General features: G+C 70.1%; 26 protein-coding genes. 18 read left to right on the plus strand and 8 right to left on the minus strand.

The features are described 5' to 3' along the window. Positions 1-60 precede the first annotated feature (60 nt). From glyA to ACIHEJ_RS24585, 12 genes are all read left to right on the plus strand, one after another. A complete protein-coding gene (glyA, locus tag ACIHEJ_RS24530; RefSeq protein WP_400138728.1) occupies positions 61-1,299 on the plus strand; it encodes a serine hydroxymethyltransferase in 1,239 nt (412 codons plus the stop codon). A 151-nt stretch (positions 1,300-1,450) separates the two neighbouring features. After that, on the plus strand, positions 1,451-2,776 hold the full coding sequence (locus ACIHEJ_RS24535; RefSeq protein WP_400138730.1) for an MraY family glycosyltransferase: 1,326 nt from the start codon (positions 1,451-1,453) through the stop codon (positions 2,774-2,776). Between the two features lie 301 nt (positions 2,777-3,077). Then, positions 3,078-3,515: a hypothetical protein gene (locus tag ACIHEJ_RS24540; RefSeq protein ID WP_400138732.1), complete on the plus strand. Its 438-nt coding sequence runs from the start codon at positions 3,078-3,080 to the stop codon at positions 3,513-3,515. Positions 3,516-3,788: 273 nt separating this feature from the next. Next, positions 3,789-4,559: a F0F1 ATP synthase subunit A gene (gene atpB / locus ACIHEJ_RS24545; protein ID WP_400138734.1), complete on the plus strand. Its 771-nt coding sequence runs from the start codon at positions 3,789-3,791 to the stop codon at positions 4,557-4,559. Positions 4,560-4,635: 76 nt separating this feature from the next. Beyond that, positions 4,636-4,881: an ATP synthase F0 subunit C gene (atpE, locus tag ACIHEJ_RS24550; protein ID WP_400138736.1), complete on the plus strand. Its 246-nt coding sequence runs from the start codon at positions 4,636-4,638 to the stop codon at positions 4,879-4,881. A gap of 39 nt (positions 4,882-4,920) precedes the next feature. Next, positions 4,921-5,472 carry a F0F1 ATP synthase subunit B gene (locus tag ACIHEJ_RS24555; RefSeq protein ID WP_400138737.1) on the plus strand — a complete coding sequence of 184 codons (552 nt, stop codon included), beginning with the start codon at positions 4,921-4,923 and terminating at the stop codon, positions 5,470-5,472. Further along, complete coding sequence (locus ACIHEJ_RS24560) at positions 5,469-6,284, plus strand: F0F1 ATP synthase subunit delta (protein WP_400138739.1); 816 nt, start codon at positions 5,469-5,471, stop codon at positions 6,282-6,284. The genes ACIHEJ_RS24555 and ACIHEJ_RS24560 overlap by 4 nt, the downstream gene beginning before the upstream one ends. A gap of 133 nt (positions 6,285-6,417) precedes the next feature. Further along, complete coding sequence (gene atpA / locus ACIHEJ_RS24565) at positions 6,418-8,010, plus strand: F0F1 ATP synthase subunit alpha (RefSeq protein WP_400138741.1); 1,593 nt, start codon at positions 6,418-6,420, stop codon at positions 8,008-8,010. A 21-nt stretch (positions 8,011-8,031) separates the two neighbouring features. After that, entirely contained in the window at positions 8,032-8,949 is a 918-nt protein-coding gene (locus ACIHEJ_RS24570; protein ID WP_400138743.1) for a F0F1 ATP synthase subunit gamma, read from the plus strand. Beyond that, the gene (gene atpD, locus ACIHEJ_RS24575; protein WP_400138745.1) at positions 8,949-10,385 is read left to right on the plus strand and encodes a F0F1 ATP synthase subunit beta; all 1,437 of its coding nucleotides are present in this window, start codon (positions 8,949-8,951) and stop codon (positions 10,383-10,385) included. Before ACIHEJ_RS24570 ends, atpD begins: the two co-directional genes overlap by 1 nt. Positions 10,386-10,497: 112 nt before the next feature. After that, positions 10,498-10,872 (plus strand): F0F1 ATP synthase subunit epsilon, encoded by a 375-nt coding sequence (locus ACIHEJ_RS24580; RefSeq protein WP_361255905.1) that lies wholly within the window; start codon positions 10,498-10,500, stop codon positions 10,870-10,872. Positions 10,873-11,026: 154 nt separating this feature from the next. After that, on the plus strand, positions 11,027-11,473 hold the full coding sequence (locus ACIHEJ_RS24585; RefSeq protein WP_400138748.1) for a DUF2550 domain-containing protein: 447 nt from the start codon (positions 11,027-11,029) through the stop codon (positions 11,471-11,473). 14 nt (positions 11,474-11,487) lie between these two features. Here the strand turns inward: ACIHEJ_RS24585 and ACIHEJ_RS24590 are convergent, their stop codons facing one another. From ACIHEJ_RS24590 to ACIHEJ_RS24600, 3 genes are all read right to left on the minus strand, one after another. Continuing rightward, positions 11,488-13,311 carry a glycosyl hydrolase family 18 protein gene (locus ACIHEJ_RS24590; protein WP_400138750.1) on the minus strand — a complete coding sequence of 608 codons (1,824 nt, stop codon included), beginning with the start codon at positions 13,309-13,311 and terminating at the stop codon, positions 11,488-11,490. A 135-nt stretch (positions 13,312-13,446) separates the two neighbouring features. After that, positions 13,447-14,088 (minus strand): response regulator, encoded by a 642-nt coding sequence (locus ACIHEJ_RS24595; RefSeq protein WP_400138752.1) that lies wholly within the window; start codon positions 14,086-14,088, stop codon positions 13,447-13,449. After that, positions 14,085-15,263, minus strand: coding sequence for a sensor histidine kinase (locus tag ACIHEJ_RS24600; RefSeq protein WP_400138753.1), 1,179 nt, complete (start codon positions 15,261-15,263; stop codon positions 14,085-14,087). The genes ACIHEJ_RS24595 and ACIHEJ_RS24600 overlap by 4 nt, the downstream gene beginning before the upstream one ends. 151 nt (positions 15,264-15,414) lie before the next feature. On the opposite strand from ACIHEJ_RS24600, the gene ACIHEJ_RS24605 reads away from it, so the two are divergent. The 5 genes from ACIHEJ_RS24605 (at position 15,415) to ACIHEJ_RS24625 (ending at position 18,930) form a co-directional block, all read left to right on the plus strand. Next, positions 15,415-15,960: a hypothetical protein gene (locus ACIHEJ_RS24605; RefSeq protein ID WP_400138755.1), complete on the plus strand. Its 546-nt coding sequence runs from the start codon at positions 15,415-15,417 to the stop codon at positions 15,958-15,960. A 122-nt stretch (positions 15,961-16,082) separates the two neighbouring features. Then, positions 16,083-16,787: a response regulator transcription factor gene (locus ACIHEJ_RS24610; protein ID WP_400138757.1), complete on the plus strand. Its 705-nt coding sequence runs from the start codon at positions 16,083-16,085 to the stop codon at positions 16,785-16,787. Beyond that, on the plus strand, positions 16,784-18,247 hold the full coding sequence (locus tag ACIHEJ_RS24615; RefSeq protein WP_400138759.1) for an ATP-binding protein: 1,464 nt from the start codon (positions 16,784-16,786) through the stop codon (positions 18,245-18,247). The genes ACIHEJ_RS24610 and ACIHEJ_RS24615 overlap by 4 nt, the downstream gene beginning before the upstream one ends. A gap of 39 nt (positions 18,248-18,286) precedes the next feature. Continuing rightward, positions 18,287-18,688, plus strand: a complete 402-nt coding sequence (locus ACIHEJ_RS24620; protein WP_400138761.1) for a hypothetical protein — start codon at positions 18,287-18,289, stop codon at positions 18,686-18,688. Further along, the gene (locus ACIHEJ_RS24625; protein ID WP_400138763.1) at positions 18,688-18,930 is read left to right on the plus strand and encodes a hypothetical protein; all 243 of its coding nucleotides are present in this window, start codon (positions 18,688-18,690) and stop codon (positions 18,928-18,930) included. Before ACIHEJ_RS24620 ends, ACIHEJ_RS24625 begins: the two co-directional genes overlap by 1 nt. Positions 18,931-18,966: 36 nt before the next feature. Here ACIHEJ_RS24625 and ACIHEJ_RS24630 read toward each other — a convergent pair whose 3' ends face one another. From ACIHEJ_RS24630 to ACIHEJ_RS24640, 3 genes are read right to left on the minus strand one after another with little or no spacing between them, the layout of a single operon-like run. After that, positions 18,967-19,539: a cob(I)yrinic acid a,c-diamide adenosyltransferase gene (locus ACIHEJ_RS24630; RefSeq protein ID WP_400138765.1), complete on the minus strand. Its 573-nt coding sequence runs from the start codon at positions 19,537-19,539 to the stop codon at positions 18,967-18,969. A 13-nt stretch (positions 19,540-19,552) separates the two neighbouring features. Continuing rightward, positions 19,553-20,302, minus strand: coding sequence for an ABC transporter permease (locus ACIHEJ_RS24635; protein WP_400138767.1), 750 nt, complete (start codon positions 20,300-20,302; stop codon positions 19,553-19,555). Between the two features lie 23 nt (positions 20,303-20,325). Next, the gene (locus ACIHEJ_RS24640; RefSeq protein ID WP_400138769.1) at positions 20,326-21,111 is read right to left on the minus strand and encodes an ABC transporter ATP-binding protein; all 786 of its coding nucleotides are present in this window, start codon (positions 21,109-21,111) and stop codon (positions 20,326-20,328) included. An 80-nt stretch (positions 21,112-21,191) separates the two neighbouring features. Here ACIHEJ_RS24640 and ACIHEJ_RS24645 point away from each other — a divergent pair, with 80 nt between their 5' ends. Then, positions 21,192-21,830 (plus strand): TetR/AcrR family transcriptional regulator, encoded by a 639-nt coding sequence (locus ACIHEJ_RS24645; protein ID WP_400138771.1) that lies wholly within the window; start codon positions 21,192-21,194, stop codon positions 21,828-21,830. On the opposite strand, the gene ACIHEJ_RS24650 is transcribed toward ACIHEJ_RS24645, so the two are convergent. Further along, positions 21,827-22,033 carry a DUF397 domain-containing protein gene (locus tag ACIHEJ_RS24650; RefSeq protein WP_400138773.1) on the minus strand — a complete coding sequence of 69 codons (207 nt, stop codon included), beginning with the start codon at positions 22,031-22,033 and terminating at the stop codon, positions 21,827-21,829. The genes ACIHEJ_RS24645 and ACIHEJ_RS24650 overlap by 4 nt on opposite strands. Continuing rightward, entirely contained in the window at positions 22,015-22,857 is an 843-nt protein-coding gene (locus ACIHEJ_RS24655; RefSeq protein WP_400138775.1) for a helix-turn-helix domain-containing protein, read from the minus strand. The genes ACIHEJ_RS24650 and ACIHEJ_RS24655 overlap by 19 nt, the downstream gene beginning before the upstream one ends. Positions 22,858-22,878 lie beyond the last annotated feature (21 nt).

Raw genomic sequence — 22,878 nt, forward strand, 5'->3', positions numbered from 1 at the left:
TCCGGTGCGGCCCCGGCCTACATTGGACCTACGTCACCACCGACCGTCCGGGAGCCCGCCATGTCGGTCACCCACACCCTCGAGACCGACGTCCTGCGGCGGCAGGACCCGGCGATGGCCGAGATCCTGCTCGGGGAGCTGGACCGGCAGTCCACGACGCTGCAGCTGATCGCCGCCGAGAACTTCTGCTCGCCGGCCGTGCTGGCCGCCCTCGGCTCGCCGCTCGCGAACAAGTACGCCGAGGGCTATCCGGGCGCCCGGCACCACGGCGGCTGCGAGATCGTCGACGTCGCCGAACGCGCGGCGATCGACCGCGCCAAGGAGCTGTTCGGCGCCGCACACGCCAACGTGCAGTCCCACTCGGGTTCCTCGGCCGTCCTGGCCGCCTACGCCGCCCTGCTGCGCCCCGGCGACACCGTCCTCGCCCTCGGCCTGCCCTACGGCGGCCACCTCACCCACGGCTCGCCCGCGAACTTCTCCGGCCGCTGGTTCGACTTCGTGGGGTACGGGGTGGACGCGGAGACCGGGCTCATCGATCACGACCAGGTGCGGCACCTGGCCCGCAACCACCGGCCGAAGGCGATCGTGTGCGGTTCGATCGCCTATCCACGGCACATCGACTACGCCTTCTTCCGTGAGGTCGCCGACGAGGTCGGGGCGTATCTGATCGCCGACGCCGCGCACCCCATCGGGCTGGTCGCCGGGGGAGCGGCGCCGAACCCGGTGCCGTGGGCGGACATCGTGTGCGCGACCACCCACAAGGTGCTGCGCGGCCCGCGCGGCGGGATGATCCTGTGCGGTGACGAGCTGGCCGAGCGCGTCGACCGGGCGGTGTTCCCCTTCACGCAGGGCGGCGCCCAGATGCACACCATCGCCGCCAAGGCCGTCGCGTTCGGCGAGGCGGCGACACCGGCGTTCGCCGCGTACGCCCATCAGGTGGTCGCCAACGCGCGGGTGCTCGCCGGTCACCTGGCCGCCGAGGGCCTCGCCGTCACCACCGGCGGCACCGACACCCACCTGATCACCGCCGACCCGGCCCCGCTCGGCGTGGAGGGCCGCACCGCGCGCGGCCGGCTCCTCGCGGCGGGCCTGGTGCTGGACTGCTGCGCGCTGCCGCACGGGGACGGCCGCGGGCTGCGCCTGGGGACGGCCGCGGTGACCACGCAGGGCATGGGCGAGCCGGAGATGGTGCGGATCGCGGCACTGCTGGCGGGCGTGCTGCGCGGCGTGCGGGAGCCGGCCGCGGCACGGGAGGAGGTGCGCGCACTGGTCGGTGATTTTCCGCCGTATCCAGGCTGAACCGGGGTAGGCGGTGGACCGTACACCCCGATGTGCGCCATGGCCCACAGCCACGCGTGCAACCATCGTCGCTACCCGGAAGTCCCCATCCATATGCGTGCATCGCTAGGGTGTGGGGCTGTGATGGCCAGCGAGACCTGTGGGGAAGCCCGTGCGTGAATACCTGCTGACGCTCTGCATCACGGCCGCGGTGACGTACCTGCTGACGGGGCCGGTGCGGAAGTTCGCGATCGTGGCCGGGGCGATGCCGGAGATCCGGGCACGTGACGTGCACCGGGAACCGACTCCGCGCCTCGGCGGTATCGCCATGTTCTTCGGGCTGTGCGCGGGCCTGCTGGTCGCGGACCACCTGACCAACCTCAACGAGGTCTTCGAGAAGTCGAACGAGCCGCGGGCGCTGCTCTCCGGCGCCGCCCTGATCTGGCTGATCGGCGTCCTGGACGACAAGTTCGAGATCGACGCGCTGATCAAGCTGGGCGGCCAGATGATCGCCGCGGGCGTCATGGTCATGCAGGGGCTGACGATCCTGTGGCTGCCCATCCCCGGCGTCGGCAACGTGGCGCTGACGCAGTGGCAGGGCACGCTGCTGACGGTGGCGCTCGTCGTCATCACGATCAACGCGGTGAACTTCGTCGACGGCCTGGACGGCCTCGCGGCCGGCATGGTGTGCATCGCGGCCGGCGCGTTCTTCCTCTACGCCTACCGGATCTGGTACTCGTACGGCATCGAGGCCGCCGCGCCCGGCACCCTGTTCGCGGCGATCCTGATGGGCATGTGCCTGGGCTTCCTGCCGCACAACATGCATCCCGCGCGGATCTTCATGGGCGACTCGGGCTCGATGCTGATCGGCCTGGTCCTCGCCGCGGGCGCGATCTCGATCACCGGCCAGCTCGACCCGGACGCGCTCGCGCTGTTCACGGGCTCGGAGAAGGCGGCCGTGCACCAGACGGTGCCGGTCTACATCCCGCTGCTGCTGCCCCTGACGATCATCGCGGTGCCGGCCGCCGACCTGGTGCTGGCGATCGTCCGCCGTACCTGGCGCGGCCAGTCCCCGTTCGCCGCCGACCGCGGGCACCTGCACCACCGCCTGCTGGAGATCGGCCACTCGCACAGCCGGGCCGTGCTGATCATGTACTTCTGGTCGGCCCTGATCGCGTTCGGTGCGCTGGCCTACTCGGTCAACTCGGCGTCCATGTGGATCGTGCTGGGCGTCGTCTTCCTCAGCGCGGTCGGCCTGGTCCTGCTGCTGCTCCCGCGCTTCACGCCGCGCGTACCGGTCTGGGCGCAGCACTTCGTGCCGCCCCGGTACCGCAGGCGGCGCGGTGCGGCGGTCGAACCGGAGACCGCGGACGCCGGCGTGCGGGAGTGCCCGGCCGCCGAGGCACTTGAGGAGCGGGCCCCCGTCCCGGCCGGTGCCCCGGGCGTCAACGGGGCGACGGCGCTCGGCGCTCGTTCGCGTTTCCTTGACCGGGGCTGACCCCCACAAGGTAAGAATCTGACTAGAGCATTGCCAACTCGTGGGGGAAGAAAGCACCCCAATATCAGACAAGTGGGCGCGGTTTTTGCACAGACGCGCACTGTCACTCTCATGTGTGACAGCAAGCACACCTACCAGGTAAAGACCTCATCAAATAGTTTGTGATACGGTTCACGAGAACCCGGATAGAGCCGAAGGACCGCAGTACGACGGTCCAACGGTGTGAGGTCTCGATCACTCAGCCCGGGACTACGCTCGTCCATGACGACACCCTGCCCCCTGTGAAAGCGGAGTTGCCGCCATGCCGTCCAATGACGCCCGGAACCTTCTGCAGACAGCTGTACCCACAGCGGCTGCAGGCGTGATCGCCGTCGCCGTGAGCGCCGCGGTCGCGGGGGGTCGGGGTGCGCTCGGCGCGGCTGTCGGCACGGTGCTGGCCATCCTGTTCATGGGAATCGGCCTCTACGTGCTGCAGTGGACGGCAAAAACGCTCCCGCAGCTGTTTCAGGCGATGGGGCTGATGCTGTACGTCGCCCAGTTGCTGCTCCTCCTGATCTTCCTCGCTGTTTTCAAGGACACCTCTCTCTTCAACCCGAAGACGTTCGCCGTGTCGCTCGTCGTCGCGACCGTGGTGTGGATGGCCGCGCAGGCTCGCGCGCACATGAAGGCCAAGATCTTCTACATCGATCCGGACTCCGAGAAGAGCGAGAAGCCCGAGAAGACAGGGCGGAAGTCGTGAGGGGTAGGGGCGGGATAAAGGCTTGTGAGATCTCCTGCTATCGTCCGGTGCCAACTGCGGCATCGCGGGCGCGGGCATCTGAGCTGACGCCTGCTCAATCGCGAGGCTCGATGCCCCTCAGCCGCCCCCACATCCGTAACACCAGTCCGGTGCCGATCCGCGGCCGTGCGCCGCGCCGACACAACGAGGTTGCCGTACCCATGCGTCACGCCGAAGGAGCCCGTGGTGAGTGCTGACCAGACCCAGCTCGCCTTTGACTGGAGTTGTCGGGTCATGTCCGACAACGGGTGCGGCTTCCCGGCCCCGGGCCTGAACTCCTTCCTGTTCAAGCCGCTCGCCACGGTCGGGGGCTTCGAGTTCAACAAGGTGATGCTGCTCGCGCTCGTCACCACCGTGCTGATCGTCGCCTTCTTCTGGGCCGCCTTCGGCAAGGCCAAGGTCGTCCCCGGCAAGCTGCAGATGGTCGGCGAGGCCGGCTACGACTTCGTGCGCCGCGGCATCGTGTACGAGACCCTCGGCAAGCGCGAGGGCGAGAAGTACGTCCCGCTCATGGTCTCGCTGTTCTTCTTCGTCTGGATCATGAACGTCTGGTCCGTGATCCCGCTGGCCCAGTTCCCGGTGTCCTCGGTCATCGCCTTCCCGGCCGTGCTCGCCGCGATCGTCTACATCACCTGGGTCGTGCTGACCTTCAAGAAGCACGGTTTCATCGGCTTCTTCAAGAACGTCACGGGCTACGACAAGTCGCTCGGCGCCGTTCTGCCGCTGGTCATGGTCATCGAGTTCTTCTCGAACCTGCTGGTCCGCCCGTTCACGCACGCGGTGCGACTCTTCGCCAACATGTTCGCCGGCCACCTGATGCTGGTCATGTTCACCGTCGCCTCCTGGTACCTGCTGAACAGCTGGCTGATCGTCGGCGCTGGCGTCTCCTTCGTGATGACGATCGCCATGATCCTCTTCGAGCTCTTCGTCCAGGCCGTCCAGGCGTACGTCTTCGTCCTGCTGGCCTGCTCCTACGTTCAGGGCGCTCTCGCCGAGCACCACTGAGTCGTACCACCCCCGCCAATCCCAGACGTCCGGTGGCCAACCCCCACCGGTCCAGTAAAGAGAAGGAAGAACCGGCATGTCCGCTCTTGAGACCCTCGCCGCTACCGCTGGTGTCCACGGCTCCGTCGGCTCGATCGGCTACGGCCTCGCTGCGATCGGCCCCGGCATCGGCGTCGGCTACATCTTCGGTAACGGCACCCAGGCCCTGGCCCGCCAGCCCGAGGCCGCCGGTCTGATCCGCGCCAACCAGATCCTGGGCTTCGCCTTCTGTGAGGCGCTCGCCCTCATCGGCATCGTTATGCCGTTCGTGTTCGGTAAGTAATCAGCCCTTACCTGACACGAATCGACGAAAGGCACTGATGTGATCGCCAACCTGGCACAGCTGGCGGCCACGGAGACGGAGCAGAACCCGCTCGTCCCCGCTGGTCCCGAGCTGCTCATCGGCTTCATCGCCTTCGCCATCGTGTTCTTCTTCTTCTGGAAGAAGCTGCTTCCGAACATCAACAAGGTTCTGGAGGAGCGCCGCGGGGCGATCGAAGGCGGTATCGAAGAGGCCGAGGCCATGAAGGTCGAGGCCCAGAGCGTCCTTGAGCAGTACAAGGCTCAGCTCGCCGAGGCCCGGCACGAGGCCGCGCGCCTGCGCCAGGAGGCGCAGGAGCAGGGTGCCGCGCTCATCGCCGAGATGCGGGCCGAGGGCCAGCGGCAGCGCGAGGAGATCGTCGCCGCCGGTCACTCGCAGATCGACGCCGACCGCAAGGCCGCCGCGTCCTCGCTGCGTCAGGACGTCGGCAAGCTCGCCACCGACCTGGCCGGCAAGCTCGTCGGCGAGTCCCTCGAGGACCACGCCCGCCAGAGCCGTGTGATCGACCGCTTCCTCGACGAGCTCGAGGAGAAGGCCGAGGCCACGCGATGAACGGAGCGAGCCGCGAGGCCCTGGCAGCCGCACGGGAGCGTCTCGACGCGCTGACGGACACCACGTCCGCCGACGCCGCATCGCTCGCCGACGAGCTGGCGGCCGTCACCGCGCTGCTCGACCGCGAGGCCGGCCTGCGCCGGGTTCTCACCGACCCGGCGCAGCCCGGGGAGGCCAAGGCGCAGCTGGTCCAGCGTCTGATCGGTGGCCAGGTCAACGGCCCGACCGCCGACCTGGTGTCCGGGATGGCCCGCGCCCGCTGGTCCCAGCCGCGCGACCTGGTCGACGCGCTGGAGCAGCTGGCCGACATCGCCGACCTCACCGCCGCCGAGAAGCGGGGCACCCTCGACGAGGTCGAGGACGAGCTGTTCCGGTTCGGCCGGATCGTCTCCTCGAGCACCGAGCTGCGCGCCGCGCTGACCGACCGCACCGCCGGCGGCCAGGCCAAGACCGAGCTGCTGCACCGGCTGCTGGGCGGCCGCGCCAAGCCCGCCACCGAGCGTCTGGTCGCGCGCCTCGTGACCGCGCCGCGGGGACGTAGCCTGGAAGCGGGACTGGAGTCCCTGTCCAAGCTCGCCGCCGAGCGCCGGGACCGGCTGGTGGCGATCGTCACCTCCGCGGTGCCGCTGAGCGACCCGCAGAAGCAGCGCCTGGGCGACGCCCTGGCGAAGCTCTACGGCCGCCGGATGCACCTCAACCTGGACGTGGACCCCGACGTGATCGGCGGGATCCGGGTGCAGGTCGGTGACGAGGTCATCAACGGCTCCCTCGCGGACCGGCTGGACGAGGCCGCCCGCCGCATGGCGAGCTGAGCGACGCTCGGTATTCGAGAACAGCAGTAGTACTCACGACGGCCCTGGTTGGGCCGTGCAGAAGAATCCTGGGGGTCGCCCCCAGACCCCCAAAGTGAAACTTCGGGCCCAACAAGGAGAGCAGGGAACCCAGATGGCGGAGCTCACGATCCGGCCGGAGGAGATCCGGGACGCGCTGGAGAACTTCGTCCAGTCGTACAAGCCGGACGCGGCCTCGCGCGAGGAGGTCGGTACGGTCACCCTTGCCGGCGACGGCATCGCGAAGGTCGAGGGTCTTCCCTCGGCCATGGCCAACGAACTGCTGAAGTTCGAGGACGGCACCCTCGGCCTCGCCCTCAACCTCGAGGAGCGCGAGATCGGTGCCATCGTCCTCGGTGAGTTCAGCGGCATCGAGGAGGGTCAGCCGGTCACCCGTACCGGCGAGGTCCTCTCCGTCGCGGTCGGCGAGGGCTACCTCGGCCGTGTCGTCGACCCGCTCGGCAACCCGATCGACGGCCTCGGCGAGATCGAGACGTCCGGCCGCCGTGCGCTGGAGCTGCAGGCACCCACGGTCATGCAGCGCAAGTCGGTGCACGAGCCGATGGAGACCGGCTACAAGGCCGTCGACGCGATGACGCCGATCGGCCGTGGTCAGCGTCAGCTGATCATCGGTGACCGTCAGACCGGCAAGACCGCCCTGGCCGTCGACACGATCATCAACCAGCGTGACAACTGGCGCTCGGGCGACCCGAAGAAGCAGGTCCGCTGCATCTACGTCGCCATCGGCCAGAAGGGCTCCACCATCGCCGGCGTGCGCCGTGCGCTGGAGGAGAACGGCGCGCTGGAGTACACGACCATCGTCGCCGCCCCGGCGTCCGACCCGGCCGGCTTCAAGTACCTGGCGCCGTACACCGGTTCGGCCATCGGTCAGCAGTGGATGTACGAGGGCAAGCACGTCCTCATCATCTTCGACGACCTGTCGAAGCAGGCCGACGCCTACCGCGCCGTGTCGCTGCTGCTGCGCCGTCCGCCGGGCCGTGAGGCCTACCCGGGTGACGTCTTCTACCTGCACTCCCGCCTGCTGGAGCGCTGCGCCAAGCTCTCCGACGACATGGGTGCCGGTTCGATGACCGGTCTGCCGATCGTCGAGACCAAGGCCAACGACGTCTCGGCGTTCATCCCGACCAACGTCATCTCCATCACCGACGGCCAGTGCTTCCTGGAGTCGGACCTGTTCAACGCCGGTCAGCGCCCCGCGCTGAACGTCGGCATCTCCGTCTCCCGAGTCGGTGGTTCCGCGCAGCACAAGGCGATGCGCCAGGTCTCCGGCCGCCTCCGTGTCGACCTCGCCCAGTTCCGTGAGCTGGAGGCGTTCGCCGCCTTCGGTTCCGACCTGGACGCGGCCTCGAAGGCCCAGCTGGAGCGCGGTTCGCGCATGGTCGAGCTGCTGAAGCAGAACCAGTACCAGCCGATGGCCACCGAGGACCAGGTCGTCTCCGTCTGGGCCGGCACCAACGGCCGTATGGACGACGTCCCGGTCGCCGACATCCGCCGCTTCGAGAAGGAACTGATCGACTTCCTGCACCGGAAGCACCAGGGCCTGATGACCTCCATCAAGGAGGGCGCGAAGATGTCGAACGACACGATCCAGGCGATCGACGACGCCGTGGCGGAGTTCAAGAAGCAGTTCGAGACGAGCGACGGCAAGCTGCTCGGCGAGGACGTTCCTGCCGCTGCCGCCAAGTGACGTAAGGAAGGGACCTGACTCATGGGAGCCCAGCTCCGGGTCTACAAGCGTCGCATCCGATCCGTCAGCGCGACCAAGAAGATCACCAAGGCGATGGAGATGATCGCCGCCTCGCGCGTCGTCAAGGCGCAGCGCAAGGTGGCGGCCTCCACGCCGTACGCGCAGGAGCTCACCCGCGCGGTCACGGCGGTCGGTACGGGTTCGAACACCAAGCACCCGCTCACCACGGAGGCGGAGAACCCGACCCGTGCCGCGGTCCTGCTCCTCACGAGCGACCGCGGTCTGGCCGGCGCCTTCAACTCCAACGCCATCAAGGCGGCGGAGCAGCTGACCGAGCGCCTGGAGCGCGAGGGCAAGCAGGTCGACACGTACATCGTCGGCCGGCGTGGTGTCGCCCACTACAACTTCCGTGAGCGCGTGATCGCGGAGTCGTGGACGGGCTTCACCGACGAGCCGTCGTACGCGGACGCCAAGAAGGTCGCGGCGCCCCTGATCGAGGCGATCGAGAAGGACACGGCCGAGGGTGGTGTGGACGAACTCCACATCGTCTTCACCGAGTTCGTCTCGATGATGACGCAGACGGCGCTGGACGCCCGGCTGCTGCCGCTGCGCCTCGAAGAGGTCGCCGAGGAGGCTCACCCCAAGGGCGAGATCCTCCCGCTGTACGACTTCGAGCCCTCGGCGGAGGACGTCCTCGACGCCCTGCTGCCGCGGTACGTGGAGAGCCGGATCTACAACGCGCTGCTCCAGTCGGCCGCTTCGAAGCACGCCGCCACGCGGCGCGCGATGAAGTCGGCCACCGACAACGCGGGCGAGCTGATCAACACGCTCTCCCGTCTTGCCAACGCGGCCCGCCAGGCCGAAATCACCCAGGAAATCAGCGAGATCGTCGGTGGCGCGAGCGCCCTGGCCGACGCGACCGCGGGGAGTGACCGATAATGACCACCACTGTTGAGACCGCGACGGCTACGGGCCGCGTCGCCCGGGTCATCGGCCCGGTCGTCGACGTGGAGTTCCCCGTCGACGCGATGCCGGAGATCTACAACGCCCTGCACGTCGAGGTCTCCGACCCGGCGAACGAGGGCGAGAAGAAGACGCTGACCCTGGAGGTCGCCCAGCACCTGGGTGACGGCCTGGTCCGCACCATCTCCATGCAGCCCACCGACGGCCTGGTCCGCCAGGCCCCGGTGACGGACACCGGCAACTCCATCACGGTGCCCGTCGGCGACTTCACCAAGGGCAAGGTGTTCAACACCCTCGGTGAGGTGCTGAACGTCGACGAGCAGTACGAGGGCGAGCGCTGGGGCATCCACCGCAAGGCGCCGAACTTCGACGAGCTCGAGTCGAAGACCGAGATGTTCGAGACCGGTGTCAAGGTCATCGACCTGCTGACCCCGTACGTCAAGGGCGGCAAGATCGGTCTGTTCGGTGGTGCCGGCGTCGGCAAGACGGTGCTCATCCAGGAGATGATCTACCGCGTCGCCAACAACCACGACGGTGTCTCCGTGTTCGCCGGTGTCGGTGAGCGCACCCGTGAGGGCAACGACCTCATCGAGGAGATGTCCGACTCGGGCGTCATCGACAAGACCGCGCTGGTCTTCGGCCAGATGGACGAGCCCCCGGGCACCCGTCTGCGCGTCGCGCTGGCCGGCCTGACCATGGCCGAGTACTTCCGTGACGTCCAGAAGCAGGACGTGCTGTTCTTCATCGACAACATCTTCCGCTTCACGCAGGCCGGTTCCGAGGTGTCGACCCTGCTCGGCCGTATGCCCTCCGCGGTGGGCTACCAGCCGAACCTGGCCGACGAGATGGGTCTCCTCCAGGAGCGCATCACCTCGACCCGTGGTCACTCGATCACCTCGATGCAGGCGATCTACGTCCCCGCGGACGACCTGACCGACCCGGCCCCGGCCACCACCTTCGCCCACCTCGACGCGACGACGGTTCTGTCCCGTCCGATCTCGGAGAAGGGCATCTACCCGGCCGTGGACCCGCTGGACTCGACGTCCCGCATCCTGGACCCGCGGTACATCGCCGCGGACCACTACAACGCGGCCATGCGCGTGAAGAACATCCTGCAGAAGTACAAGGACCTGCAGGACATCATCGCGATCCTCGGTATCGACGAGCTGGGCGAGGAGGACAAGCTCGTCGTCCACCGTGCCCGTCGCGTGGAGCGCTTCCTGTCCCAGAACACCCACGTCGCCAAGCAGTTCACCGGCGTGGACGGCTCGGACGTGCCGCTGGACGAGTCGATCGCCGCGTTCAACGCGATCTGCGACGGTGAGTACGACCACTTCCCCGAGCAGGCGTTCTTCATGTGCGGTGGCATTGAGGACCTCAAGGCCAACGCCAAGGAGCTCGGCGTCTCCTGAACTCCCTGAGTTCGTCTGAGGGGGCGGGCGCGTCCCGCCCCCTCACTCACGCCCCTTAGAATTGACCCCAACACCCGGCACCCCTGCCGGGTGGTGACCCGAGGAGCCACCCTTGGCTGCTGAGCTGCACGTCGAGCTGGTCGCCGCCGACCGCCAGGTCTGGTCCGGTGAGGCCACCCTGGTCGTCGCGCGCACCACGTCCGGCGACATCGGCGTCATGCCCGGTCACCAGCCGCTGCTCGGTGTGCTGGAGTCGGGCCCGGTGACCATCCGTACGAGTGAAGGTGGAACGGTCGTCGCCGCGGTGCACGGCGGTTTCATCTCGTTCGCGGACGACAAGCTGTCCCTGCTGGCCGAGATCGCCGAGCTGTCGGACGAGATCGATGTCCAGCGCACGGAGCGGGAGCTGGAGCGCGCGAAGGCGGAGGGCGATGCCGCCGCCGAGCGTCGCGCGGATGTCCGCCTGCGTGCTGCGACGGCCCGCTGACCCAGTCGCGCGGTACGTTGACGTCACTCAGCCGCGGCCGGCCCGGAGCAATCCGGTGCCGGTCGCGGCTGAGGCAGATGTGGGTGTTTTTCCAGTTTCATTACTCAACGACAGAAGCAGTTCCCCTACCTAGGAGACGAGGAGGTCGGTGCCGATGGTCCTCGCTCTGACTGTGTGCGGGATCGTGGTCGCGCTCGTGGTGGTGGGACTGTTCCTGTTCGGGCTGCGCCGCAGACTGATCCAGCGTTCCGGCGGCACCTTCGACTGTTCGCTGCGCTGGGACCTGCCCGAGAAACCGGACACCGGCGGCAAGGGCTGGTCCTACGGGGTCGCCCGCTACAACGGCGACCGCATCGAGTGGTACCGGGTCTTCTCCTACGCCTTCCGTCCGCGCCGCACGCTGGAGCGTGCCGCCATCGAGGTGGCCGGACGCCGGCTGCCCGAGGGCGAGGAGGAGCTGGCGCTGCTCTCCGACGCGGTGGTCCTCGCCTGTACCCATCGGGGCACCCGCCTCGAACTCGCGATGAGCGAAGACGCGCTGACCGGATTCCTCGCGTGGCTGGAGGCAGCCCCGCCCGGTCAGCGCGTCAACGTCGCTTAGGACACGTACAGGTACTACAGGTTGCTGCTGATGGCGTTCACCAGCTCACCGTTGCCGGTGTCGCCGCTGAACTCCCAGAAGAACGCACCGCCCAGTCCCTGCGACTTCGCCCAGCTCATCTTGGAGGCGATGGTGGCGGGGGTGTCGTACGACCACCAGTTGCTGCCGCAGTGGGCGTACGCCGTGCCGGCGACGGTGCCGGTGGCCGGGCAGGACGACTTGAGCACCTTGTAGTCCTCGATGCCCTGCTCGTAGGTGCCGGCCGCCGGACCCGTGGCCGTGCCGCCCGGGGCGTCCTGGGTGACGCCGGTCCAGCCGCGGCCGTAGAAGCCGATGCCGATGAGCAGCTTGCTCGCGGGGACGCCGATCGCCTTGTACTTGGCCATCGCGTCGGCGGTGGTGAAGCCCGCCTTCGGGATGCCGGAGTACGAGGTGAGCGGGGAGTGCGGGGCGGTCGGGCCCTGCGCGTCCCAGGCGCCGAAGAAGTCGTACGTCATCACGTTGTACCAGTCGACGTACTGGGAGGCGCCGGCGTAGTCCGCGGACTCGATCTTGCCGCCGGAGGAGCCGTCGGCCGTGACCGCCGCGGTGACCAGGGCGGAGGAGCCGAACTTGGCGCGCAGCGCGGCCATCACGTTCTTGAAGGCGGCGGCCCCGCTGGTGTCGCAGGACAGGCCGCAGGCGTTCGGGTACTCCCAGTCGATGTCGATGCCGTCGAAGACATCGGCCCAGCGCGGGTCCTTCACCAGGTTGTAGCAGGACTGGGCGAAGGCGGTCGGGTTGGCCGCCGCCTGCGCGAAGCCGCCGGACCAGGTCCATCCGCCGAAGGACCACAGCACCTTCAGGTTCGGGTACTTGGCCTTCAGCTCGCGCAGCTGGTTGAAGTTGCCGCGCAGCGGCTGGTCCCAGGTGTCGGCCACGCCGCTCACCGACTGGTCGGCGGTGAAGGCCTTGTCGTAGTCGGCGTAGGAGTCACCGATGGCGCACTGGCCGTTGGTCACGTTGCCGAAGGCGTAGTTGATGTGCGTGATCTTGGCCGCGCTGCCCGACGTCACCAGGTTCTTGACGTTGTAGTTGCGGCCGTAGATGCCCCACTCGGTGAAGTAGCCGAGCTTGACCTTGTCGCCGGTCGGCGGGGGAGTGGTGCCTCCGCCGCCGGTGGTGTGCACCTTGGCCGCGCCGCTGACCGGCCCGGTCTGGTCGGCGGTGTCGCGGGCCTGCACGGTGTAGGAGTAGTCGGTGCCGGCGGTGAGGCCGGTGTCGGTGTACGACGTCGTCGTGACGGTGCCGACGACCTTGCCGTCGCGGAGCACGTCGTAGTTCTTGACGCCCTTGTCGTCGGTGGCCGCGCTCCAGGAGAGCTTCGCCGAGGTGTCGGTGATGCCGGAGGCGGTCGGGGTGCCGGGGGCGGAGGGGGCCGCGTCACCGGGGACGGTCGTGCCGTCGCAGCTGTCGCCGTTCAGCTTGCAGTTGGACGGGGAGCCGGGGCCCGCGCCGTTGAAGCCGAAGGAGACGGAGGCGCCGGGGGCGATGGTGCCGTTGTAGGACTTGTTCTTGGCGGTCCAGTGGGTGCCGGAGTTCGTGACGTCCGCGTCCCAGGCGGAGGTGACGGACGTACCGGAGGGGAAGTCCCACTCGACGGTCCAGGAACTGATGCTGCTGGTACCGGTGTTCTTGACGGTCCACTGACCGCCGAATCCGGTACCCCAGTCGCTGGTCTTGGTGAAGCTCGCGGTCGCGTTGGTCGCGGCCTGGGCGGGGCTCGCGAGACCGACGAGGCCGGCCAGGGGGAGCAACAGGGTCGCGAACCCTGCCGCGGCTCTGTGTCTGAAGCGCATGCTGCGCCTCCCTCGGTAGGGGTGGGTGACAGGGGCATGACTGAGCCTTCACGCCCACGGTGCTGCGAGAGTAGAAAGGTCTGGACCACGGGTCAATAGGTCTGGACCAATTTCCCTGCTCGCCTGTCGCTCCCTCTAGATCCCCAACTCCTGCGCCAGAACGGCCGCTTGGACGCGACTGCGCAGCTCCAGCTTGCCCAGCAGGCGGCTGACGTGCGACTTGACCGTGCCCTCCGCCATCTCCAGCCGCTCGGCGATCTCCGCGTTGGACAGTCCTTCCCCGACGCAGGACAGGACCTCGCGCTCCCGCCGGGTGAGGCTGTCGAGGACGGCCGGGTCGGCTCTCTCCTCCCGCCGTGGCGTCGCGGCGAACTCGGCGAGCAGCCGCCGGGTCACGGCCGGCGCGACGATTCCCTCCCCGCCCGCCACCGTCCGCACGGCCTCCAGCAGCCCCCGGGCGTCGGTGTGTTTCAGCAGGAACCCGGACGCGCCGGCCCGCAGCGCCCCGAACACGTACTCGTCCAGGTCGAAGGTGGTCAGCACGAGCACGTCCGCGAGCCGCTCCGCGACGATCTGCCGGGTCGCCGACACCCCGTCCAGACGCGGCATCTGAACATCCATCAGCACCAGGTCCGGCCTCAGCTCGCGCACCAGCTCGACGGCCCGCACACCGTCCTCCGCCTCGCCCACCACCTCGATGTCGGGCGCACTGCGCAGGATCAGGACCAGTCCGGCGCGCACGGCGGACTGGTCCTCGGCGACCAGGACACGGATCACAGGGCATCTCCTTCGGTTCCGGTGAGGGGAAGCGTGGCGCGAACGCTCCACAGGCCGGCAACGGGCCCGGCCGTGAAGTCACCGCCGAGCAGCGCCACGCGCTCCCGCATCCCGGCGAGCCCGGAGCCCGAGCCGGGGGCGCGCGGGGCGTCGCCGGGCAGGTAGGGGCTGGTGACCTGGACGTGCAGGGTGTCTTCGGCCTGCCGCAGACGTACCCGCACGGCCCCCGGCGCCGCGTGCTTGAGCGCGTTCGTCAGCGACTCCTGCACGATCCGGTAGGCGGCCAGCCCGACCGGCTCGGGCATGGGACCGTGGTCGGCGTCGAGGCGGACGGCCAGGCCGTTGGTGCGGGCACCCTCGACCAGGGCGCTCAGGCCGTCGAGGGTGGGCGTGGCGGTCGGTTCCAGATCGCCGCTGCTGTCCCGCAGGATTCCGATGAGCCGTCGCATCTCGGCCAGCCCCGCCACGCTGTTCTCCCGGATCACGGTCAGGGCGTCCCGCGAGGTCCGGGGATCGTCGATCGACAGCGCGGCCGTGGAGTGGATGGCGATCGCCGAGAGGTGGTTGGCGACCATGTCGTGCAACTCCCTCGCCATGCGCGCCCGTTCGGCAGTGACGGCTTGCGTCCGGTCGATCTCGGCCAGCAGCGCGGTCTGTTCGGCGCGCAGCCGGGCGGCCTCGGCGGCGTCACGATGGTCCCGCACCACCCAGCCGGTCGCGGCGGGCGCCAGCGCGACGACACCGATGCCCACACCGATCAGCAGCGCCGCCGGGTCGCGCCAGAGTGCGGCCGGTACGACACCGCCGAGCACCGTCAGCAGTCCGGTGATCCACGGGATGCGGCGGGCGGAGGCCGGGGTGCCGTACAGGACGGCCGCGTACATGAGGTCGGTGTACAGCACCACGGTGGCGATGTTGCCGACCGTCACCGTGTCCGCGGTCAGCGCGAGCGTGCCGACCAGCAGTGCGAAGCGGGGCCGGGTGCGGCGCAGCGGCTCGCACGCGGCCGTCACCGCCAGCGGCACCAAGGGAGCCCAGTTCGCCGCGCACAGCACCACGGGGGCCGAGGGGGCGCGCGGGTGGAGGCCGAGCGCCCACAGCAGCACCCCGCCGAGCAGTCCGCCCACGGCGATGCGTATGTCGTCACGGTGCGGGCGGGGGAGCGCGAGAGCCATTCCCCCATCCAACACGCCCTCCGCGCGGCCCGCGTGCTCCCCGGGCACGGTCCGGGACTGCACCTTTCGTTTACCGCGGACTCGCCCGCGCCGACGACGCCCCGCGCGCCGGCCGTCGCGAGCCTTGAGGGACGAGCGAGGGGAGCGAACCGTGATCGTCGGACTGGTCGTCGCCTGCGAGGTGGCGTTTTGGGTGCTGCTGGCGGCCGGACTGGCCTTCCGGTACGCCCTGCGGATGCCGCGCACCGGGCTGGCGCTGCTGCTGTGCGAGCCGCTGCTGGAGGCCGTGCTCCTCGTCGTGACCGCGGTCGACCTGAGGAACGGCGCGCAGCCGGACTGGCGGCACGGCCTGGCCGCCGTCTACATCGGCTTCACCGTCGGCCTCGGGCCCTCCACGATCAAGTGGGCGGACGCCTGGACGGCCCACCGCTTCGCCGGCGGCCCGCCGCCCCCGAAGCCCCCGAAGTACGGCGCCGCCCGTACCGTCCACGAGTGGAAGGTTGCCGCTCGCTGGATACTGGCCTGCGCGGTCGGCACCGCGCTGCTCCAGGCCGCCGTCTGGTACGCCGACGGCAGCCGGAGCACCGAGCCCCTGCGCGCCTGGCAGCTGCGACTGCTGGCGGTGCTCGGCATCAACGTGGTCATCGCGCTCAGCTACACGCTGTTCCCGAAACGGCAGCCGGCCGAGCGGCGCTGACGCCGGTCACCGCACTGCTGTGACGGCGGACTCGGCGCCCGCGGCCGCGAAAGCGAGCCGGCACCCGTGGCCCGGTCGGGCGGGGAGCGGTCGTACCCTGACCGGACGACGAGGAGGGGTGCATGGGTGACACGGCAGGTCCCGGAGCGGTCCTGATCGTCGACGACGACGACGCGATCCGCCGGGCCCTCGCCCGCGGGCTGCGCCTGAACGGCTTCGCCGTCCGTACCGCGGCCGACGGGCCCGAGGCGCTCGCCGCGATCGAACAGGCGCCACCGGACGTCCTGGTGCTCGACGTGTCGATGCCCGGCATGAGCGGCATCCAGGTGTGCACCCGGCTGCGCGCGGCGGGCCAGGACATGCCCGTCCTGATGCTCTCCGCGCTCGACGAGACCGCCGACCGGATCGCCGGGCTCCAGGCGGGCGGTGACGACTACCTGGTCAAGCCGTTCGCCCTGCAGGAACTGGTGCTGCGGCTGCACGCACTGCTGCGCCGCCGGCCCCCGGCGGAGCGGGCGGCGCTGCGGGTGGCGGGCCTGGTCATCGACCCGGCGGCCCGCACCGCCGAACGCGACGGCCATCCCCTGGAGTTGACCCGCCGCGAGTTCGAACTCCTCGAGACGCTCGCCCGCAACGCCGGACTGGTCCTCACCCGGGACCAGCTCCTGGAGCGGGTGTGGGGCTACGACGTCGACGTGCGCACCGACGCCGTCGACACCTTCGTCAGCTATCTGCGGCGCAAGCTCGAGGCGGACGGGCGCAGCCGGCTGATCCACACCGTGCGTGGAGTCGGCTTCGTGCTCAGGCAGACGCGGGAGACGCCATGAGACTCTCCACCCGCATCGGCCTCGCTGTCGGCTGCACCGTCCCGCTGCTGGTCCTGGCCGCCGGATGGCTGCTGCTCCACCTGGTCGCCCGCGACCTGCGCCACTCCGAGGACCAGCAGCTCCGGCAGCGTGCCACGGCCGTCGCCCCGGACGCCCGCTCCCTGCTGCGGGCCTCGCAGAACGGCCACCCCAAGGTCGCCGACACTCGAGAACGCCGCCTGTTCAGCGCGGCCCTCGATGTCGGCGTACGCGTCGTCGCACCCGGCGGGACCTTCAGCGGCGGTCCGCAGCCCGGCCCCTCGGTGGCCCTGCCCGCGGGCACCGCCGGGCCCGTCACCGTCGGCGACGGCGCCCGCAGTTGGCGGGCCCTGGCCCGGCCGGTCCGGGGCAGCACCGCCTCCGGCACACTGTGGATCTTCTCCCCCGACACCGCCGACCGCGCCCGGATCGGCCTCGTGCGCCGCCGTGTGCTGCTCACCGCCCTGCTTGCCGCACCCCTGTCCGGACTGCTCGCCTGGGGCCTGGCCGCCGGTACCAGCGCACCCCTGCGCCGCCTCACCCGCCGCACCGCCGGCCTCGACCCGCGCATCAGCAGCGCCCGGCTCGACCACCGGCCGACCGGGGTGACGGAGGTCGACGAACTGGCGGTGACGCTGCGGACCGTCCTCGCCCGCTACGACGAACAGGCGGCCCGCACCGCCGAGGCCCTGGACACCGCCCGCTCCTTCTCCTCGGCAGCCGCGCACGAACTGCGCACCCCCCTGATGAGCATGGGCACCAACCTCGACATCCTGGCCGGCCACCCCGGTCTGCCCGAATCCGACCGCACCGAGGTCCTCGCCGACCTCCGGCACGAGCACGCCCGGCTGCTGGGCCTGCTGGTGATGCTGCGCGAACTGGGACGCGGAGACCTGGTGGAGACGGAGGCGCTGCGCACCGTCGACCTGGCCGAGGTGGCCGAGGCGGCCGTCGCCGAGGCCCGCCGCCGTACTCCGGACGCGGAGTTCACCCTGGACACCGAGCCCGGCCGCACCGTGCACGGCTGGGAGCCGGGCCTCAGACTCCTGCTGGACAACCTGCTCGGCAACGCGTCGACCCACGGCCGGGATCCGCGCGGCCGGGCCCGGGTGGCGGTCGGGGTGCACTCCGCTGGGGACCAGGTCGTGGTCACCGTGACCGACGGGGGGCCCGGTGTACCCGCCGATGCCCGCGAGCGGATCTTCGAGCGGTTCCGGCGGGGCTCGGACAGCGCCGGTTCCGGGCTCGGCCTCACCCTGGTCGCCCAGCAGGCGGCGCTGCACCGGGGGAGCGTCACGGTCACGGACAGCCCGGGCGGGCCCGGCGCGCGCTTCGAGGTACGGCTGCCCTCGGTCGGCGGGGAGCTGCCCGGCGGACGGAACTGGCTGATCGGGACAGCCGGGACGAACCGGTCACAGGGTTTCCCCAAAGACTCTTCCTAGCCTCCGTCCAGGAACCGACCGAGGGAAACGGAGAGAGTCATGAACGGACGACGAGGTACGCGCACCCTGCTCGCCGGGGTCGCCGTGGCGGCCGTACTGGCGGGCGGTACCGGGGCCGCGGCGGCCGACAGCACCCCGAAGCCGACACCCACCTCGGACGGGGCGCAGGCGCTGTGCAAGCGGGTGCCCAAGCTGGACCGCCGGATCGGACGGGCCCTGAAGCGGCTGGACGCGGGGGCCGGGACCCGCGGCTCGGTGGCCCGGCTGCAGCAGCGCGTGGACAACGCGAAGAAGGCGGGCCACACCCAGATAGCCACCTACCTCCAGGACCGGCTGGACTTCCGCAAGTCCCTGGTGACCACCCTCAAGCAGCGGCAGACGGACCTGACGGCCGTCAAGAGCTGGTGCCAGGACAACGACGGCGGGAAGGCGGCGAGCTGATGCAGCCACGGCGGCACGGACCGCTGCTCGCGGTCCCGGCGGCGGCGCTGCTCGTCGCCCTCACCGCGGGCTGCGCCCACCCCCAGGGTGCCGCCCCGAAGGCCACGTCCGGCACCGGCGCCTCGGGCGCGGCGCAGTCCGCCGGGCCCTCGGGACTCGCGGAGATGCGGAAGAAGGTGGACGCGGCCGAGTCCGCGGCCGCGGCGGCCGACCGGGACGCGTCGAGCGACGCGGACCGGTGACCGACGTGGACCGGTGCCCGCGGCGGGGAGCGTCGCTCAGCGCTCCCCGCCCGGCACCCACAGCACGTCCCCGACCTCCTTGTTCGCCGTGCGGGCCAGGATGAACAGCAGGTCCGACAGGCGGTTCAGATAGGTCGCGGTCAGGGGGTTCATCGTGTCGCCGTGGGCCTCCAGGGCCGCCCAGGTCGAGCGCTCGGCCCGCCGTGCGACCGTGCAGGCCTGGTGGAGCAGGGCCGCGCCCGCGGTGCCGCCGGGCAGGATGAAGGACCGCAGCTTCTCCAGCCGCTCGTTGAAGCGGTCGCAGTCCGCCTCCAGCTTGTCGATGTAGAACTGCTCCACCCTGAGCGGCGGGAACTCCGGGTTCTCCACCACCGGAGTGGACAGATCCGCACCCACGTCGAACAGGTCGTTCTGGACCCGGGTGAGGACCTTCACGACGTCCTCGTCCAGGCCCCCCAGCGCGATCGCGGTGCCGATCACCGCGTTGGCCTCGTTGGCGTCCGCGTAGGCGGAGATCCTGAGGTCCGTCTTGGGTACCCGGCTCATGTCGCCGAGGTTGGTGGTGCCCTTGTCGCCGGTCCTGGTGTAGATGCGCGTCAGATTGACCATGTGACCAGCGTAGTTACGCCCCGGCCCGGCGGAACACGCGTGTGCCCACTGTCACGGTGAGTCCCGCGAGAGCGAGGGCGACGAGGACGCCGTAGAGCATGTGCGCCGTGGCGTACCGGCCGACGTACGCGTCCCGCACCGCGTCCACCAGGTAGCGGAACGGCACGAAGTGCGAGAGCACGTCCAGCCAGCCCGGTGCGAGGCTCATCGGGAGCATCAGCCCGGACAGCAGCATCGACGGCATCGACACCATGTTGATCAGCGGTCCGAACTCCTGCGGGGTGCGCACCCGCATCCCGACCGCGTACGACAGCGAGGCCAGGGAGAGGGTGAGCAGGGCGACGAAGGCGAACCCGATCAGGATGCCGCCGACCGGTGCGCGCAGCCCCATCACCAGCGCGGCCAGCACCAGCAGCACCGCCTGGAAGACGAACACCGTGGCGTCGCGCAGCACCCGGCCGAGCAGCAGGGCGAGCCGGCTGACCGGGGTCACCCGCATCCGCTCCAGCACCCCCTGCCCGTTCTCGACGATGATGGTGAACCCGGCGAACAGTGCCCCGAACAGGCCGAGTTGCAGCAGCAGGCCGGGCACCAGCACCTGCCAGGAGCTGCCCCCGCCGCCCAGCGGCAGGCCGGTGAGCAGGGGGCCGAACAGGACCAGGTAGAGCAGGGGCGTCAGCACCCCGAAGAGCAGGGCGAAGCGGGAGCGCAGCGACTGGCGCAGGTAGCGGCCGTAGACGAGGCCCGTGTCGTGAAGAAGCATCTGTCGTCCGTGTCCTGAGTGTCTTATACGGCTACGGGGGCGGAGTCGGCCGGGGCCGGCCCGCGTCCGGTGACGGCGAGGAAGGTGTCCTGGAGCGTGGCGTCGAGCGAGCCGCCGTACGCCAGCTTCAGCGCGCCCGGCGTGCCCTCGGCGGCGACCGTGCCGCGGTCGACGATCACCAGGCGGTCGGCGAGGGCGTCGGCCTCGTCCAGGTAGTGGGTGGTCAGGAAGACCGTGGTGCCGTGCTCGTCGCGCAGCCGGCGGACCAGTGTCCACAGGTCGGCACGGCTGCCGGGGTCGAGGCCGGTCGTCGGCTCGTCCAGGAACAGCACCTTCGGGCGGTGGGTGAGCGCCATCGCGATGTCGAGCCGGCGCCGCTGGCCACCGGAGAGGCCGCCGGTCCTGCGGTCGAGCAGACCGGCGAGATCCAGCTCGACGGCCAGCTCCTCGGCGCGCCGGACCGCCTCGGCCTTCGACAGGCGGTACATCCGGCCCTGGGTGACCAGTTCCTCCCGCACGGTGATCTGCGGATCGACCCCGCCGGACTGGGCGACGTACCCGCTCACCGCGCGCACGCCCGCCGGGTCCGTCGCCAGATCGTGCCCGGCGACGGTGGCCGCGCCGCCGGTCGGCGTCAGCAGGGTGGTGAGCATCCGCAGGGTGGTCGTCTTGCCGGCGCCGTTGGGTCCGAGGAAGCCGAGGATCTCGCCTTCCCGGACCCGGAGGTCGATCCCGCGCACGGCCTCGGCGGGCCCGGTTTTCGTCTGGAAGGTGCGGGCGAGTCCTGCCGCACTGATGACTGCTGCCATGCCGACCAGAAAAGCAGAGTCCCTGAAATTTTGCAACGACCCCAAGTTTTCATCGGCCACAGCGAAGATAGGATGGGGGCATGGCAGAGGGGCTCAGGGAACGGAAGAAGCGGCAGACCCGGCAGTACATCTCGGATGTCGCCACGGGGCTGTTCCTGGAGCGTGGCTTCGAGGCGGTGACGGTCGCGGAGATCGCCGAGGCGGCGAACGTCTCCGTCAACACCGTCTACAACTACTTCCCGGCCAAGGAGGACCTCTTCTTCGACCGCTCGGCCGGCGTCGTCGACCGCCTCGCCCGCTGGGTCCGGGGCCGCCCCTCGGGGGAGTCCGCCGCCGCCGCGGTCCTGCGCGAACTGCGCGAGGAGGTCACGGCCGTCTCCCCGCGGGTCGGCCTGATGCCCGGCTACGCCCGGTTCCATCAGGTCATCGAGGAGACCCCCGCCCTGCGCTCCCGCCTGTGGGCCCTCGCCCAGGAGGCCCAGGCCAACCTGGAACAGGCGCTGCGCGAGGAGACCGGAGCGGAGGAGACCGACAACCTGCCCCACCTGATGGCCGGTCAGCTCGGCTGGGTGCACGGCACGGTCATGACCGTCATCGCCCGCGAGATGGTCAAGGGCCGCGATCCGGGCGAGGTCTCCCGCGAGGTGCTCGCCCTGCTGGACGACATCGAGGACCTGCTGAGCGAGCGGGTCCTCGGCTATGCGGTGCGCACGGGCTAGCGGAGGGCTCCGCTGCGGACGGCGGTGACGAACGACGCCCACGAACTGTTCGCGATGAGCAGGACAGGGCCAGAGGGGGTCTTGCTGTCACGGACGGGGACGGCGGTGGGGACGGTGTCGCAGACCTCGACACAATCCCCGCCGCTCGTGTTGCTGTAGCTGCTCTTGCGCCACGTCACGCCGCTCAGGTCGATGGCTCGCATGGCACTTCCTCCAACGTCCGCAGGATGAACTTCCGCGACTCGGCAGGGCTCAGCGCGAGGTCGCGCATCGCATCGTACCTACGCTGCAACTCCTCAACTGGGGCGCTGTCCTCCACCAGTTCACCACGCAGGTCGTTCTCGGTGTAGGCCACTGTCCGGCCGTCCGTCAGCCGCAAGAACTTCACGGCGGTGTTCATCAGACCATGGGGCCCGGCGCTGAACGGCAGCACCTGGAGGGTGATGTTCGGGCGCTCGGACGCCTCCACCAAGTGCTCCAACTGCTCACGCCACGCTCCCGTGTCGCGCAGCGCCGTGCGCAGCACCGCCTCGGAGAGGATGACGCGGAACAGCGGAGGGTGCTCGGCCTCCAGCAGCTGACGCCGCCCGAGGCGCGCCTCGACCTGCTGGTCCAGCTCATCCTCCTTGATCCAGCCTGCCGCGAGCGCCTCGCGGGCGTACCCGGCCGTCTGGAGCAGGCCCGGCGGCGCGCTCACCGAGTAGTGCCACAGGCTCACCGCCTCGGACTCCAGGACCATGTACCGCCGGTACTGCTCCTTGAACTGCGTGGGATCCCCCACGGCCAGCTCCCACATCGCCAGCAGCAGTCCAGGCGTGCCGTAGTACCGGTCCAGCGCCTCGGCGACCTCGGGGCTGCCCGAAGTCTCCCCGCTCTCCAGTTTCCTGAAGAGGGAGGGATCCCAGCCCACGGCGTCGGCCAGCGCACGCAGGCTCAACCCATGGGAGGTGCGCAGCCGGCGCAGCTCCTCCGCGTACCGCCGCCGCGGCTCCTGGCTGCGTCCCGTGACCACCCTTCGCGCCGGCATGGCTCCCCCTCCAGGGTCGAT

This window comes from Streptomyces sp. NPDC052301 (assembly GCF_044593395.1).
GTDB lineage: Bacteria > Actinomycetota > Actinomycetes > Streptomycetales > Streptomycetaceae > Streptomyces.

Excerpts from the sequence above, each read along its gene's own strand:
- atpB (WP_400138734.1), top strand. The coding sequence starts at position 3,789 with ATGTCCGACAACGGGTGCGGCTTCCCGGCCCCGGGCCTGAACTCCTTC.
- ACIHEJ_RS24560 (WP_400138739.1), top strand. The coding sequence starts at position 5,469 with ATGAACGGAGCGAGCCGCGAGGCCCTGGCAGCCGCACGGGAGCGTCTC.
- atpE (WP_400138736.1), top strand. The coding sequence starts at position 4,636 with ATGTCCGCTCTTGAGACCCTCGCCGCTACCGCTGGTGTCCACGGCTCC.
- ACIHEJ_RS24570 (WP_400138743.1), top strand. The coding sequence starts at position 8,032 with ATGGGAGCCCAGCTCCGGGTCTACAAGCGTCGCATCCGATCCGTCAGC.
- ACIHEJ_RS24585 (WP_400138748.1), top strand. The coding sequence starts at position 11,027 with ATGGTCCTCGCTCTGACTGTGTGCGGGATCGTGGTCGCGCTCGTGGTG.
- ACIHEJ_RS24615 (WP_400138759.1), top strand. The coding sequence starts at position 16,784 with ATGAGACTCTCCACCCGCATCGGCCTCGCTGTCGGCTGCACCGTCCCG.
- ACIHEJ_RS24640 (WP_400138769.1), bottom strand. The coding sequence starts at position 21,111 with ATGGCAGCAGTCATCAGTGCGGCAGGACTCGCCCGCACCTTCCAGACG.
- ACIHEJ_RS24600 (WP_400138753.1), bottom strand. The coding sequence starts at position 15,263 with ATGGCTCTCGCGCTCCCCCGCCCGCACCGTGACGACATACGCATCGCC.
- atpA (WP_400138741.1), top strand. The coding sequence starts at position 6,418 with ATGGCGGAGCTCACGATCCGGCCGGAGGAGATCCGGGACGCGCTGGAG.
- ACIHEJ_RS24650 (WP_400138773.1), bottom strand. The coding sequence starts at position 22,033 with ATGCGAGCCATCGACCTGAGCGGCGTGACGTGGCGCAAGAGCAGCTAC.
- ACIHEJ_RS24625 (WP_400138763.1), top strand. The coding sequence starts at position 18,688 with ATGCAGCCACGGCGGCACGGACCGCTGCTCGCGGTCCCGGCGGCGGCG.
- ACIHEJ_RS24645 (WP_400138771.1), top strand. The coding sequence starts at position 21,192 with ATGGCAGAGGGGCTCAGGGAACGGAAGAAGCGGCAGACCCGGCAGTAC.
- ACIHEJ_RS24635 (WP_400138767.1), bottom strand. The coding sequence starts at position 20,302 with ATGCTTCTTCACGACACGGGCCTCGTCTACGGCCGCTACCTGCGCCAG.
- ACIHEJ_RS24590 (WP_400138750.1), bottom strand. The coding sequence starts at position 13,311 with ATGCGCTTCAGACACAGAGCCGCGGCAGGGTTCGCGACCCTGTTGCTC.
- atpD (WP_400138745.1), top strand. The coding sequence starts at position 8,949 with ATGACCACCACTGTTGAGACCGCGACGGCTACGGGCCGCGTCGCCCGG.
- ACIHEJ_RS24655 (WP_400138775.1), bottom strand. The coding sequence starts at position 22,857 with ATGCCGGCGCGAAGGGTGGTCACGGGACGCAGCCAGGAGCCGCGGCGG.
- ACIHEJ_RS24610 (WP_400138757.1), top strand. The coding sequence starts at position 16,083 with ATGGGTGACACGGCAGGTCCCGGAGCGGTCCTGATCGTCGACGACGAC.
- glyA (WP_400138728.1), top strand. The coding sequence starts at position 61 with ATGTCGGTCACCCACACCCTCGAGACCGACGTCCTGCGGCGGCAGGAC.
- ACIHEJ_RS24540 (WP_400138732.1), top strand. The coding sequence starts at position 3,078 with ATGCCGTCCAATGACGCCCGGAACCTTCTGCAGACAGCTGTACCCACA.
- ACIHEJ_RS24630 (WP_400138765.1), bottom strand. The coding sequence starts at position 19,539 with ATGGTCAATCTGACGCGCATCTACACCAGGACCGGCGACAAGGGCACC.
- ACIHEJ_RS24620 (WP_400138761.1), top strand. The coding sequence starts at position 18,287 with ATGAACGGACGACGAGGTACGCGCACCCTGCTCGCCGGGGTCGCCGTG.